The sequence below is a fragment of the Kitasatospora saccharophila genome (assembly GCF_039529925.1).
GTDB lineage: Bacteria > Actinomycetota > Actinomycetes > Streptomycetales > Streptomycetaceae > Kitasatospora > Kitasatospora saccharophila.
This window is the reverse complement of record NZ_BAAANS010000016.1, coordinates 86,405-99,405: the sequence shown is the minus strand read 5'-3', so window position 1 is coordinate 99,405 and position 13,001 is coordinate 86,405. Positions and strand designations below refer to the sequence as shown.

The following is a 13,001-nucleotide window of genomic DNA, read 5'->3' as shown; positions in this document are numbered from 1 at the left end:
CCCCGGCCCGGGGTGAGTACGCTCGGCGCATGACCGATCACGAACACGCGGAACACCCCGGCGCCGTCGGCCCGGTGACGGCGGACGACCTCGCCGAGGGCGTCCGGCTGGTCGTCGCCCTGCTGGGCGGGCCGGCCGCGGCGGCCGCCGACTGGGACCGGCCCGCCGGGACGCTGGAGTGGAGCTGCTGGGAGACCGCCGAGCACCTGGCGGACGACCTGTTCGCCTACGCGGCCCAGCTCGGACCGCAATCGCCGCCCGCCGAGGACTCCGTGCCCTTCGTCTACCGGCGGGAGGCGCCCGGCAAGCCCGCCAGCGTGGTCTTCGCCCAGCGGGAGGCCGGACCGCGCGGCCTGGCCCAGGTGCTGGAGGCGTGCGGGGCGCTGCTGGTGGCGATGGTCCGCACGGCCCGGCCGCAGGACCGCGCCTTCCACGGCTTCGGGACGGCGGACGCCGAGGGCTGCGCCGCCATGGGCCTGGTCGAACTCTTCGTCCACGCCCGGGACCTGGCGCTCGGCCTGGGACTGGAGTGGACGGCCCCCGCCGGGATCACCGCCCGGGTGCTGCACCGGCTCTTCCCCGGCGCGCCCACCGGCACCGACCCCTGGCCCACCCTGCTGTGGGCCACCGGCCGGGGCGACCTGCCCGGCCTGGAACGCCCCACCGAGTGGCGCTGGTACAGCGCCCCGCGCGACTGAGCACCGCCCCGCGCGACTGAGCACCGCCCCGCACGGCCGGGCGCCGGCCCCCGCCCCGGCCCCCGCCCCGGCCCCCGCGCGGGTCACAGCAGCGGCTGGATGTCCCCCGTGGTGACGGTCGGGCCGGTGCCGCGGGTGCTCAGGTCGCCCGGGGGGATGCCCGGGTGGTGGCGGGAGTCGCCCGGGGTGGCGGGGGACGGGTCGGCGAGCGAGATCCGGGAGACGATCCGGTAGCGGTCGCCCCGGTAGAGCGAGTGGACGTACTCGACGGGGCCGCCGGAGGCGTCGGTGGTCAGCCGCTCGAAGCGCAGCGCGGGGGAGAGGGCGGGGACGGCCAGCAGCCGGGCCTCGCGGTCGCTGACCACGGTCGGCTCGATGGCCTGCACGGCCTGGTGGACGTGCACCCCGCGGGCGGCCATCAGCTGGTAGAGGTCGCCGCGCTCCAGGTCGGCGGGGGCCAGGCCGGGCAGCAGGGCGGCCGGGATGTGCAGGTGCTCGATCGCCATCGGCTCGCCGTCCACCAGCCGCAGCAGGACGATGTGCAGGATCGGCGTCGGCGGTGAGAGCCACAGCTTGCGGCCGATCGCCGCGCCGGCCGGCATCGAGCTGAACTCCAGCACCCGGCTGGTCCAACTCCCCGACGCCCGGGGCACGCTGAAGGACGGCCCGCCCCCGCCGGACGGGGTCAGCTCCTGGACGATCTTGGCGGGGGCGACGAACATGCCGCGCCCGTGCTCGCGCACCAGCAGCCCCGCGGCCACCAGTTCGTCCACCCCGGCGCGCAGCGTCGGCCGGGAGACGCCGAGTTGGGCGCAGAGCGTCCGTTCGGAGGGGACCGGGTCGCCGGGGGTCAGCGACTCGACCAGTTCGCGCAGGTACTCCCTGACCTGATCGCGCTTCAATCCCGCTCCGCCGGACGAATCCGTCGCCATCGTTCCATCCCTTCGCTTCGAACTGGTCAGACCATACCAGACCAGTTCGCGGACCTTACCAGTGCCGCCCCGGGCCCCGGAAGCCCCGAACTGGAAGGTTTCCTTGCAGGTCGGAGGCCCGATGAAGTGGGCGCGGGGGCCTTGACGAGCCGTGGCGGCTGTGCGAACTTCTCTTACCACCGACCGGACCAGTTCACTCTACTGGTAAACAGTCGGCCTCCTTCGAGCACCCCAGCGCACGTCAGAACCCCCCACAGGCGTTCCCAGTCACCTTGAGGCGGCACCCACCGTGAGATCCACCGCACTTCCGACCACCCTGCGCTCCGCGATCGCCCTGCTGCTCGGCGCGGCCACCCTGACCGCCTGCTCCTCCGGCTCCGGGGCCGGCTCCCAGGAGACGGCCGGACCGGCCGAACTGACGGTCTGGATCATGAAGGACAGCGTCACCGACACCTTCCTGAAGGACTTCGAGACCGACTTCGAGTCCTCCCACCCCGGCACCACCCTGAAGGTGCAGATCCAGGAGTGGGACGGCATCGGCCAGAAGGTCACCAGCGCGCTGGCCAGCAACGACGCCCCCGACGTGATCGAGGTCGGCAACACCCAGGTCGCCCAGTACGCGGCCAGCGGCGGCGTGCACGACCTCAGCGACAAGACCGCCGAACTCGACGGCGCGCACTGGATCCCCGGCCTCGCCGAACCCGGCAAGATCGGCGGCCAGCAGTTCGGCATCCCCTGGTACGCCGCCAACCGGGTGGTCATCTACCGCAAGGACCTGTTCCAGCAGGCCGGCATCACCACCCCGCCCAAGACCCGGGAGGAGTGGATCAGCGACACCCAGAAGCTCAACACCGGCGGCAACGAGGGCATCTACCTGACCGGCCAGACCTGGTACGTGCTGGCGGGCTTCCTCTGGGACGAGGGCGGCGACCTCGCCGCCAAGGGCTCCGACGGCAAGTGGGCCGGCACCCTGGACACCCCGCAGGCCAAGGCCGCGATCGGCTTCTACCAGCAGCTCCAGGCGCTCGGCAAGGGCCCCAAGGACGCCGACGAGGCCAAGCCGCCGCAGGCCGAGGTGTTCGCCCAGGGCCACACCGCGCAGGTGATCTCCACCCCCGGCGGCGCCGCCGCCATCCTCAAGGCCAACCCGGAGCTCAAGGACAAGCTCGGCTTCTTCCCGATCCCCGGCAAGACCGCCGACAAGCCCGGCGCGGTGTTCACCGGCGGCTCCGACCTGATCGTCCCCGAGTCCTCCCACCACCAGCAGGCCGCCTACGAAGTGGTCAAGGCACTGGCCGGGGACAAGTGGCAGACCGAGATCGCCAAGCAGATGAACTACGTCCCCAACCGGACCACCCTGGCCTCCGTGCTCAGCGGCGACGAGGGCGCCGCCGCGATGGCGGCCGGCGCGGTCAACGGCCACGCCACCCCCAACTCGCCCGACTGGGCCGCCGTCGAGGCCGACAACCCGATCAAGCAGTACATGACCCAGGTCCTCACCGGCGCCGACCCGGCCGCCGCGGGCAAGACCGCCAGCCAGGCCATCACCAAGGCGCTCAGCGGCAACTGACCCCGGCCAGGCCCCGCCCGGCCCGCCCGGTCGGGCCCCCGCCCGGCCCGCCCCCGGGTCCGCAGCACCGTCGAACAGGAGTACACCCCGCCGTGCCCACCAACGCGTCACCGCCGCTCCGCACCCGGATCCGGCCCTACCTGCTCATCGCCCCGACCCTGGTGGGCGCGGCGTACCTGCTGCTCTACCCCGTCGCCCGCAACCTGGTGATCTCCCTCCAGCACTTCCGGCTGGCCGAACTGATCCGCGGCGGCGCCCCCTTCGTCGGGTTCGACAACTACACCACGCTGCTCACCGACCCCAAGTTCTGGACCGTCGCGCTGCGCACCCTCGGCTGGACCGCCCTCAACACCGTGCTGATCACCGGCCTCGGCACGCTGGTCGCGCTGATGCTGGTCCGGCTCGGCAAGCGGATGCGGCTGGCCGTGATGAGCGCCCTGGTGCTGGTCTGGGCCACCCCGGTGATCGCCGCCACCACCGTGTTCCAGTGGCTCTTCCAGTCCCGCTTCGGGGTGGTCAACTGGGCACTTGACCAGTTGGGCCTGCACGGCTACCACGACTACGCCTGGTTCGCCCACTCCGGCGCCACCTTCACCGTCCTGGTGCTGCTGGTGGTCTGGCAGTCCGTCCCGTTCGCCGCGCTCACCCTCTACGGCGGGCTGACCACGATCCCGAACGAGCTCTACGAATCCGCCCGGATCGACGGCGCCGGCGCCTGGCAGACCTTCCGGCTGGTCACCGTCCCCGTGCTGCGGCCGCTGTTCGCCCTGGTCACCTCGCTCGAAGTGATCTGGACCTTCAAGTGCTTCGCCCAGATCTGGGTGGTCAGCCAGGGCGGCCCCAACGGCGCCACCACCACGCTGCCCGTCTACGCCTTCCAGATCGCCCAGAACCTGCACAAGTACGACCTCGGCGCCGCCGCCTCCACGCTCACCGTACTGATCCTGCTGGCCGCCCTCGTCAACACCCTGCGGCGGATGCACCGCCAGGAAGGAGCCGAGGCGTGAACCCCCTCGCCCCCCGCCAGCTCCTCGCCCCCCGCCGACTGCGCCGGCTGCCGCTCAACCTCGCCGCGCTCGCGGTCCTGGTCACCGCCGCGTTCCCGGTCTACTGGATGGTGGTCACCGCCTTCAAACCCACCGCCGAGATCCAGTCCGCCACCCCCGCCTTCCTGCCGCTGCACCCCACCCTCGAACACTTCTCCACCGCGATCCACGCCCCCGGCTTCGGCGGCTACTGGCGCAACAGCCTGCTGGTCACCCTCAGCGCCGTCCTGCTCTCCCTGGTCGTCGCCCTGCTCGCCGCGTACGCCGTCGGCCGGCTGCGCTGGCGCGGCCGCCGGGCGTTCCTGCTGCTGGTCTTCACCGCCCAGATGGCGCCCTGGGAAGCCCTGCTGATCCCGATGTACGTGATCGCCCGCGACACCGACATGCTCGACAACCTCAGCATGCTCACCCTGGTCTACTTCATGACCACCCTCCCCTTCACCATCGTCACCCTGCGCGGCTTCCTCGCCGCCGTCCCCGCCGAACTGGAGGAGGCCGCCCAGGTCGACGGCTGCACCCGGGCCGCCGCCTTCCGCCGGATCACCCTCCCGCTGCTCGCCCCCGGCCTGCTCGCCACCTCGCTGTTCGGCTTCATCACCGCCTGGAACGAGTTCGCCTTCGCGAACACCCTGATCATCAAGAACCAGGACGCCCGCACCCTCCCGGTCTGGCTCTCCTCCTTCGCCAACGTCTTCGGCACCGACTGGGGCGCCACCATGGCCGCCGCGAGCCTCTTCATGCTCCCCGTCCTGCTGGTCTTCCTGTTCCTGCAGAACAAGGTCACCACCGGCATGACCGCCGGCGCGGTCAAGGGCTGAGCCCCCGCCCGGCCGCCCCGGCCCCCGTCCCACCCGCAGGACCCCGCCCGCCTCCCTACCCCCGGAAGAAGACCACCCCGTGATCCTGCCGACCCCGGTCGATCTCGTTCCCGCTGCCGGACGGTTCACCCTGACCGAACGGACCACCGTGCGCGCTGACGGCGAGGCCGCCGCCGTCGCCGACCTGCTGCGCGACCTGCTGCGCCCCGCGACCGGACTGCCGCTGGCCGCCGGGGCGGAGGGCACCGTGCTGCTGGCCCTGGACCCCGCCGCCGGGCCGGAACTGGGGGAGGAGGGGTACCGGCTGACGGTCGACCCGTTCCAGGTGACGCTGCTCGCGGCCCGCCCGGCCGGCCTGCGGCACGGGGTGCAGACCATCCGCCAGCTGCTGCCGCCCGAGGCGCTCTCGCCGGAGCCCGCGCCCGGCGTCGAGTGGAGCCTGCCCGCCGTGCGGATCACCGACCGGCCCCGGCACGCCTGGCGCGGGTTCATGATCGACACCGCCCGGCACTTCCAGCCCCTCGAACGCCTGCTCGCCGCCGTCGACCGGATCGCCCTGCACAAGCTGAACGTGCTGCACCTGCACCTGACCGACGACCAGGGCTGGCGGCTGCCGGTCGACGCCTACCCCCGGCTCACCGAGGTCGGCGCCCGCCGCGAGCGCAGCATGGCCGGCCACGCCGGCTCCACCGCGTACGACGCGCTGCCCCACCAGGGCGCGTACACCAAGGCCGAACTGCGCCGCCTGGTCGGGTACGCCGCCGAACGCGGCGTCACCGTCGTCCCCGAGATCGACATGCCCGGCCACACCCGGGCCGCCCTCGCCGCCTACCCGCACCTGGGCAACCAGCCCGGCCGGCAGCTCGACGTGTGGACCGACTGGGGCGTGTGCGAGACGGTGCTCGGCGTGCACGAGGAGGCGCTCGCCTTCTGCCGCGCCGTGCTGGACGAGACGATGGAGCTGTTCCCCTCCCGCTACGTCCACCTCGGCGGGGACGAGTGCCCCACCACCGAGTGGGAGAACAGCCCCGCCGCCCGCCGCCGGGCCGCCGAACTCGGCCTGGCCGCCCCCGCCCAGCTGCGCGGCTGGTTCCTCGGCCAGGTCGGCCGGCACCTGCTGGACGCCGGACGCGTCCCGGTCTGCTGGGCCGAGACCGACGGCGCCACGCTGCCCGTCGAGTTCACCGTGATGCCCTGGCGGGACGCCGAGCACGGCCGGGAGGCCGCCCGGCGCGGCCACGACGTGGTGATGGCCCCGCACCGCGCCACCTACCTCGACTACCCGCAGAGCGAGCTCCCCGACGAACCGCTCGGCCAGGCCGGGTACGTCGTCGACCTGCCCACCGCGCACGCCCACCAGGCCGCCCCCGCGCACTGGGACGAGAGCGAGCGGGCCCGGGTGCTCGGCACCCAGGCCCAGCTGTGGAGCGAGTTCGTCAGCACCCCCGAGCACTTCGACTACCTCGCCTACCCCCGGCTGTGCGCCATCGCCGACCGGGCCTGGAACCCCGACAGCGACTACGCCCGGGACTTCCTGCCCGCCCTCGCCGCGCACCGCCCCCGCCTGGCCGCCCTCGGCGTCCACCGCACCGGACGCGTCCCCGACGCGCCCTGACCGGCCCCGGCCGCCCCGACCGACCGGCCCCGGCCCGACCGGACGCGCCCTCGACGCGCCCCGGCGGACCCCCCACAGACCCGGCCGCCGACCCACCGTCAGCGGCCGCCCGCAGCACGCGGACCACCTCCGCCGCCGCACCCCGCACGTGCACCGCCGGAACGTCCCTCCGCCCCGCCGCACCGCGGGGCACTCCCCCCACGGAAGGAACCACCGTGTCCGCACGCCCCCGCACCACCAGCCGGCGCGCCCGGCTCGCCGCGGCCGCCGCGATCGCCGCGGCCGGCCTGGCCGCCACCGCGCTGACCGTCGCCCCGGCCTCGGCCGCCGACGCGTTCAGCGTCCAGTACCGCACCAGCGCCTCCGGCGCGACCGCCGACCAGTCCGAGCCCTGGCTGCAGGTCACCAACACCGGCAGCAGCACCGTCGCGCTCAACCGGATCACCCTGCGCTACTACTTCAAGGCCGACGGCCCGTCGACCACCTACCGCTTCGCCTGCTCCTGGGCGGTCAAGGGCTGCGGCAACATCACCGGCACCTTCGGCACCCTGGCCAACCCCACCGCCACCGCCGACCGCTACCTGGAGATCGGCTTCACCGCCGGAGCCGGCTCGCTCGCCCCCGGCCAGTCCACCGGCGACATGCAGCTGCGCTTCTACCGCTCCGACTGGCAGACCCTCACCCAGTCCGACGACTACTCCTTCAGCGGCACCCAGACCGGCTACGCCAACTGGCAGAAGGTCACCCTGCAGGAGGACGGCGCGCTGATCTGGGGCACCGCCCCGGCCGGCAACAACCCCTCCCCGTCGCCGAGTTCGTCCCCCAGCTCCTCCCCGTCCGGCTCGACCTCCACCCCGCCGGTCGACCCGAACGCGCCCGTCCTGTTCGACGACTTCTCCTACAACACCAGCGCGGACGCCGCCGTCCAGCAGCACGGCTGGACCGTCAAGTCCGGCCAGGGCGGCCCCGGCGTCTCCGGCGCCACCTGGTCCCCGGCCGACGTCACCTTCCCCACCGTCGGCGGCAGCAAGGTGCTCAACCTGCGCCTGACCACCGACGGCACGGCCTCCGGCACCAAGGAGACCGAGATCCAGACCACCGCGCGGAAGTTCAAGAACGGCACCTACGCGGCCCGGGTCAAGTTCGCCGACGCCCCCAACAGCGGCCCCGACGGCGACCACGTCAACCAGACCTTCTTCGCCTTCACCCCGCTCAACGCCCCGATGGACCCGAACTACAGCGAGCAGGACTTCGAGTACCTGCCCAACGGCGGCTGGGGCGAGCAGAGCAACATCATGTACGAGACCAGCTGGGAGACCTACAACCCCGACCCGTGGAACGCCGTCAACACCCACGGCGAGCAGCGCCAGTCCTACGACGGCTGGCACCTGCTGCAGTTCACCATCGACAACAGCAACATCACCTACTACATCGACGGCCAGGTCGTCGCCACCCACGGCGAGCCCTACCTGCCCGAGACCCCGCAGTTCATCGACTTCAACCACTGGCTGATCGACCTGGCCGGGCAGTACTCCACGACGCCGCGCTCGTACGACCAGCAGGTCGACTACGTGTACTTCGTCAAGGACCAGGTGCTCAGCCCCGCCCAGGTCGCCTCGAACATCGCCGCGCTGCGCACGGCCGGCACCGCGTTCAAGGACACCGTCCCCGCCAACTGACCCCGCACCAGGTGCCCCGCCCCGCCCGCCAGGCCGCTCGGCCGGCGGGGCGGGGCACCGTCCGTTCCGCCCCCGGCGGACGGGGGAGCCGGCGCGGGGCGTGGCGCTCAAGGGGCGCTCAAGGGGCACTTGAGCGGTCGCGCACCCGGATCCGCCCCCGCGCGGCCTCCGGACCAGCCGGGGAACGGGGCCCGGTCGGCGAGCGCGCGAACTCCTCGAAAAGCAGACGGCCCCGGCGGTCCGCGGACCGTAGGATCGCGAATCATTTCGATCATGGGGGATGCCATGTCCGAGTTCCGGGAACCACCCCGCTGGCCGCTGATCGCCCTCCGGGTGACGGCCGGCCTCACCGCCCTGCTGGCCCTGCTCATGCCGTTCCTGGCCGGCGGATTCCTGCAGGGCTACTACCCGCTGCTGGACGCCCACCGGCAGACCGCGATGGCGCTGTCCGGCACGGCCCTGCTGACCGCCGTCGCGGGCCTGCTGGTCCGGAGCCTCTCGCGCGGCCCCAGCGGCCCGGCCGTCCAGTACGGGGTGCTCACCCTGCTGTGCATCGTGCAGTACGCCTTCGGCGACGAGCGGATCCTGCTGCTGCACGTCCCGCTCGGCGTCGGCGTGTTCGTGATGGCGGAGAAGTTCGCCGTCGAGGCGTTCAAGGCCCGGGCCGGAACCGCCGATGCCGACCCCGACGCCGTCACCGGGCCGCAGGCGAAGGCCGGGACCGCCGTCGGCACCGAGGCGGGTGCCGAATGAGCGGGCCGCTGACCAGGCGCCAACTGCTCGGCGCCGGCGGCGTCGCCGCGCTCGGACTGGGCGCGGCCGTCGGCCTGCCGCCGCTGATGAACCGGCTGCTGCCCGGCGGCGAGCCCGGCAGACTGCTGCGCAGCGCCCTACCGCTGCCCGCCCGCCACGCGGTCGAACTGCCCGTCCCCGCCGTGCTGCGGCCCGTCCGCAGCGACGCCGGCGCCGACTACTACGAGATCACCGCGCGCCGCGCCACCGCCCGGCTGCTGCCCGGCCACGACACCGAGGTCTGGGGCTACCAGGGCACCTTCCCGGGCCCGACCGTCGAGTCCCGCAGCGGCCGGCGCACCGTCATCACCCACCGCAGCGAACTGCCCCGCCCCACCGCCGTCCACCTGCACGGCGGCCACACCCCGCAGGACAGCGACGGCTACCCGCTCGACCTGGTCGGCACCGGGCAGCACGACATGGCCGGCATGGCGGGCCCGCCGGGGACGGAGGGCGCCACCGTCCTGCCGCAGCGCGAGCACACCTACCCGATGGCGCAGCGCGCCGCCACGCTCTGGTACCACGACCACACCATGGGCTTCACCGGCCCGCAGGTCTACCGCGGCCTGGCCGGGTTCCACCTGGTCCGGGACGAGGAGGAGGCCGCGCTCGGGCTGCCGCAGGGCCCGCGCGAACTGCCGCTGATGATCGCCGACCGCTCGTTCGCCGCCGACGGCTCCTTCGCCTACCCCGAACTCCCCGGCGGCGCCCCCGGCGTGCCGGACGCCTACATGAACGGCGTACTGGGCGACGTGGTGCTGGTCAACGGCGCGCCCTGGCCGCTGGCCCGGGTCGACCGGGCCTGGTACCGGCTGCGACTGCTCAACGCCTCCAACGCCCGACGGCTGCGCCTCGCCCTGGACCCGCAGCCGTCCGGCGGCGGGGCGCTGGTGCAGATCGGCTCCGACGGCGGACTGCTGGAACGCCCGCTGCGCCACGACTCGGTGGACCTCGCACCCGCCGAACGCTGCGACGTGCTGGTCGACTTCTCCCGCTACCCCGCCGGGACGCGGGTGCGGCTGCGCAACCGGCTCGGCGACGGCCCCGCCGGCGAGGTGATGGCCTTCGAGGTCGGCTCCGCCGCCGAGGACGGCTTCCGCCTCCCCGGGAAGCTCGCCACCGTCGAACGCCTCGACCCCGCGAAGGCCGTCAACACCCGCACCTTCGTCTTCCACAAGGGCAAGCAGCACTGGACCGTCAACGGCCAGGAGTACCGGCCCGGCCGCTCGCTGGCCGCGCCCAGGCTCGGCCAGATCGAGGTCTGGCGCTTCGTCACCGACTTCCACCACCCCGTCCACCTGCACCTCGACCCGTTCCAGGTGCTCGGCCGGGCCGGCGGCGGGCCCGGCGGCAACGACGCCGGCTGGAAGGACACCGTCGACGTGCTGCCCGCCCAGGGCGTCGAGGTCGCCGTCCGGTTCACCGATTACGCCGGGCGCTTCCTGGTGCACTGCCACAACCTGGAGCACGAGGACATGGCGATGATGGCCGAGTTCACCACCACCGAGTAGCGGCCCCCGCGCGGACACCCCCGGCCGGACGGCGCCTGCCGGCCGGGGGAGCGGGGCGGGCTACTCCGCGGTGGCGGCGACCACGGTCCAGGTGTCGGCCGAGGCGTCGTCCATCCGCAGGTCGAACGCGAAGGCGAGCGGCCGGCGGGTGCGGGCGTCGCCGCGGAGCACCTGCTCGGTGCGCCGGTCGACCTCGTAGTAGACGCCCTCCGCGGCGACCGCGACCCGGAAGGCGATCGGCTCGCGGGAGAGCAGCGAGCGCACCGTGACCGACTTGATCGCGGCCTCGCGCATCACGGTCCGGTTGGGCGTGCGCACGGGGGTGAAGTCCAGGCTGCCGTCGTTCATCACCCACTCCTCCAGGAAGCGCTCCACGGCGACCTCCAGGACGGCCCGGTCGAACCGGCCGTCGAGCACGCTCAGGTCGCCGACGGCGGCGTCGGCGTCCGCGCTCCACGAGACGTTGGTGAGCGAGAGGATGTCGCCCGCGCCCCGGACCGCCGTCCGCCCGGCCACCTCCAGCACCGCCTCGCGGGCGACCTCCCGCTGGTCCCAGCCGTCGGTCTCGATCGCGTTGGTCAGGTGGTGCGCGCCCTCGGCCGCCTGCTCGATCGAGGAGACGATCCACTCGCCGGCCTGGTTCTTGCGCAGCGTCCAGTACTCGACCGGGCGGGTCGAGCCGTCCTTGCGCGCCGAGTCCGAGCCGTAGCCGGTGCGCACGTAGTCGTTGAGCGTCGCGGTGATCCGGAAGGTGACGGTGTCGTTCACCTCGCCGGTGCGGTTCGCCAGGTCGACCAGCTCGACCACCGGACCGGAGAGGACCTCCACCACGTTGACCTCGCCGCGCGAGGCGTAGTCCTGCAGCTCCTCGGCCCACTTGCCGTAGAGCACCGGGGACAGGATCTGCTGCAGCATCGCGTGGTCGTTGCGGGTCCACGCCTGCTGGGCGGTCGTGTACAGCCAGGCGGCCCGGGCCTCCAGCGCGCCGCGCTCGAAGGTCGGATCGGTCTCGGCGAGGGCGTCGACCCGGGCCCCGACCTGGACGGCCCGCTCGCGGGCCTGCTCGTCGGCGCGGTGCGCCGTGCGGTCCGACACGGTGTTCAGGTCGGAGCCCTGCTTCGCCTTCCGGCGCCGGGACCTGATCCACAGGAACAGGACCACCAGGAGCACGATGATCAGCAGGGCGAGGAACCCGCCGCCACCGGCCCCGTAGCCGAAGCCGACCCCGTGGCCGAAGCCGAAGCCGCCACCGGACGAGCCGTGGCTGCCGCCGCCGCCGCTGTGGCTGCCGCCGCCGCTGAACCCGTGGCTGCCGCCCCCGCCGCGGGCGTACGCGAGCGTCGGGCTGCTCAGCGCGACGACTCCACCGACCACAGTTATCCAGCGACAGGCGCGCACCGGGTTCCCCCTTCAAGATTTCAGAGCTGTTCCCCGCGAGCCTACAAGCCGGGAGGCCCGGGGGGACCGTTCGGGGGCGGAGCCGTGCGGGCCCGCGGCCGGTGCGGGGCCGGTCCCGGGGCCGGTCAGCGCGGGCGGGAGACCAGCCAGGACGGCAGCAGGGCGGTCGCGGCGGACACGAACAGGTGGCGCTCGCGCGGGGCCGGGAGGGACAGCCAGGCCTCGACGATGCCGACCTCGCCGTGCGCCAGGAAGCGGCTGCTCGCCTCGACCCGCCAGGCGAGCGGGCCGTCCCGGCCGGGGACGGCCGCCGGGTCGCGCTCCAGCAGGGTGGCCACCGAGACGGTGAAGTGGTCGACCAGCAGCTGGTGGAGGGCCGCGCTGCGGTGGCCCGCGAGCCCGGTGGTGTAGAGGGCGTCGTGGCGCTCCAGGTGGTCGAGCAGCGCGTTCGAGGCCCGCTCCCAGACGACCGGCACCGGCAGCCCGCCCGCCAGGACGTCGGCGATCCAGTCGGCGCGCAGCCGGTCCAGCTCCTCGTACAGCACCTGCTCCAGGACGGCCGCCGGGCTGGCGGCGTGCTTGTAGAAGGTGGTGCGGTTGACGCGCGCCTCGCGCACCAGGTCCGCCACCGCGATCTCCTCCACCGGCCGCGCGGAGGCCAGCCGCAGCACGGCCTCCCGCAGCCGGTCCCGGGTGCGCCGGACCCGGGCGTCGAGCGGCTCCGCGCCGTCGTCGGCCGGGGGAGCGGGCCGGGGTGGGGGAGCGGGCTGGGGGAGCGGCTGCTCGGGGGGCTTTCCTGACACGGGGGGAGTTTATCGTACCTACTCTGACATGCACTTATCGACAGGTGTCTCTTTTCTTTTCGGTGATCCGGTGCCACACTCGGGGAAGTGGCGGAGCGGCCCGAAACCTCCCGAACCGGGCGTGCCACGACCGCGCCCG

Annotated in this window: 11 protein-coding genes; 8 read left to right on the top strand and 3 right to left on the bottom strand. The window is 73.7% G+C overall.

Annotated features, from left to right (window positions below; translation table 11 throughout):
• The first annotated feature begins 29 nt into the window (after nucleotides 1-29).
• Nucleotides 30-698 (top strand): maleylpyruvate isomerase N-terminal domain-containing protein, encoded by a 669-nt coding sequence (locus ABD345_RS14215; protein ID WP_344552397.1) that lies wholly within the window; start codon nucleotides 30-32, stop codon nucleotides 696-698.
• A gap of 83 nt (nucleotides 699-781) precedes the next feature.
• On the opposite strand, the gene ABD345_RS14210 is transcribed toward ABD345_RS14215, so the two are convergent.
• Complete coding sequence (locus ABD345_RS14210) at nucleotides 782-1,630, bottom strand: GntR family transcriptional regulator (RefSeq protein WP_344552395.1); 849 nt, start codon at nucleotides 1,628-1,630, stop codon at nucleotides 782-784.
• Nucleotides 1,631-1,919: 289 nt separating this feature from the next.
• On the opposite strand from ABD345_RS14210, the gene ABD345_RS14205 reads away from it, so the two are divergent.
• The 7 genes from ABD345_RS14205 (at nucleotide 1,920) to ABD345_RS14175 (ending at nucleotide 10,661) form a co-directional block, all read left to right on the top strand.
• A complete protein-coding gene (locus tag ABD345_RS14205; RefSeq protein ID WP_344552394.1) occupies nucleotides 1,920-3,200 on the top strand; it encodes an extracellular solute-binding protein in 1,281 nt (426 codons plus the stop codon).
• A gap of 92 nt (nucleotides 3,201-3,292) precedes the next feature.
• Nucleotides 3,293-4,207: a carbohydrate ABC transporter permease gene (locus ABD345_RS14200; protein ID WP_344552393.1), complete on the top strand. Its 915-nt coding sequence runs from the start codon at nucleotides 3,293-3,295 to the stop codon at nucleotides 4,205-4,207.
• Complete coding sequence (locus ABD345_RS14195) at nucleotides 4,204-5,064, top strand: carbohydrate ABC transporter permease (RefSeq protein ID WP_344552391.1); 861 nt, start codon at nucleotides 4,204-4,206, stop codon at nucleotides 5,062-5,064. Before ABD345_RS14200 ends, ABD345_RS14195 begins: the two co-directional genes overlap by 4 nt.
• Nucleotides 5,065-5,143: 79 nt before the next feature.
• Nucleotides 5,144-6,679 carry a beta-N-acetylhexosaminidase gene (locus tag ABD345_RS14190; protein WP_344552390.1) on the top strand — a complete coding sequence of 512 codons (1,536 nt, stop codon included), beginning with the start codon at nucleotides 5,144-5,146 and terminating at the stop codon, nucleotides 6,677-6,679.
• 215 nt (nucleotides 6,680-6,894) lie between these two features.
• Nucleotides 6,895-8,358 (top strand): cellulose binding domain-containing protein, encoded by a 1,464-nt coding sequence (locus ABD345_RS14185; protein ID WP_344552389.1) that lies wholly within the window; start codon nucleotides 6,895-6,897, stop codon nucleotides 8,356-8,358.
• Nucleotides 8,359-8,631: 273 nt separating this feature from the next.
• Nucleotides 8,632-9,111 carry a hypothetical protein gene (locus tag ABD345_RS14180; protein ID WP_344552388.1) on the top strand — a complete coding sequence of 160 codons (480 nt, stop codon included), beginning with the start codon at nucleotides 8,632-8,634 and terminating at the stop codon, nucleotides 9,109-9,111.
• A complete protein-coding gene (locus tag ABD345_RS14175; protein WP_344552387.1) occupies nucleotides 9,108-10,661 on the top strand; it encodes a multicopper oxidase family protein in 1,554 nt (517 codons plus the stop codon). Before ABD345_RS14180 ends, ABD345_RS14175 begins: the two co-directional genes overlap by 4 nt.
• A 60-nt stretch (nucleotides 10,662-10,721) precedes the next feature.
• Here the strand turns inward: ABD345_RS14175 and ABD345_RS14170 are convergent, their stop codons facing one another.
• Both ABD345_RS14170 and ABD345_RS14165 read right to left on the bottom strand, forming a co-directional pair.
• Entirely contained in the window at nucleotides 10,722-12,035 is a 1,314-nt protein-coding gene (locus tag ABD345_RS14170) for a TIM44-like domain-containing protein (RefSeq protein WP_344552386.1), read from the bottom strand.
• Between the two features lie 149 nt (nucleotides 12,036-12,184).
• Complete coding sequence (locus ABD345_RS14165; RefSeq protein ID WP_344552385.1) at nucleotides 12,185-12,862, bottom strand: TetR/AcrR family transcriptional regulator; 678 nt, start codon at nucleotides 12,860-12,862, stop codon at nucleotides 12,185-12,187.
• Between the last annotated feature and the right edge of the window lie 139 nt (nucleotides 12,863-13,001).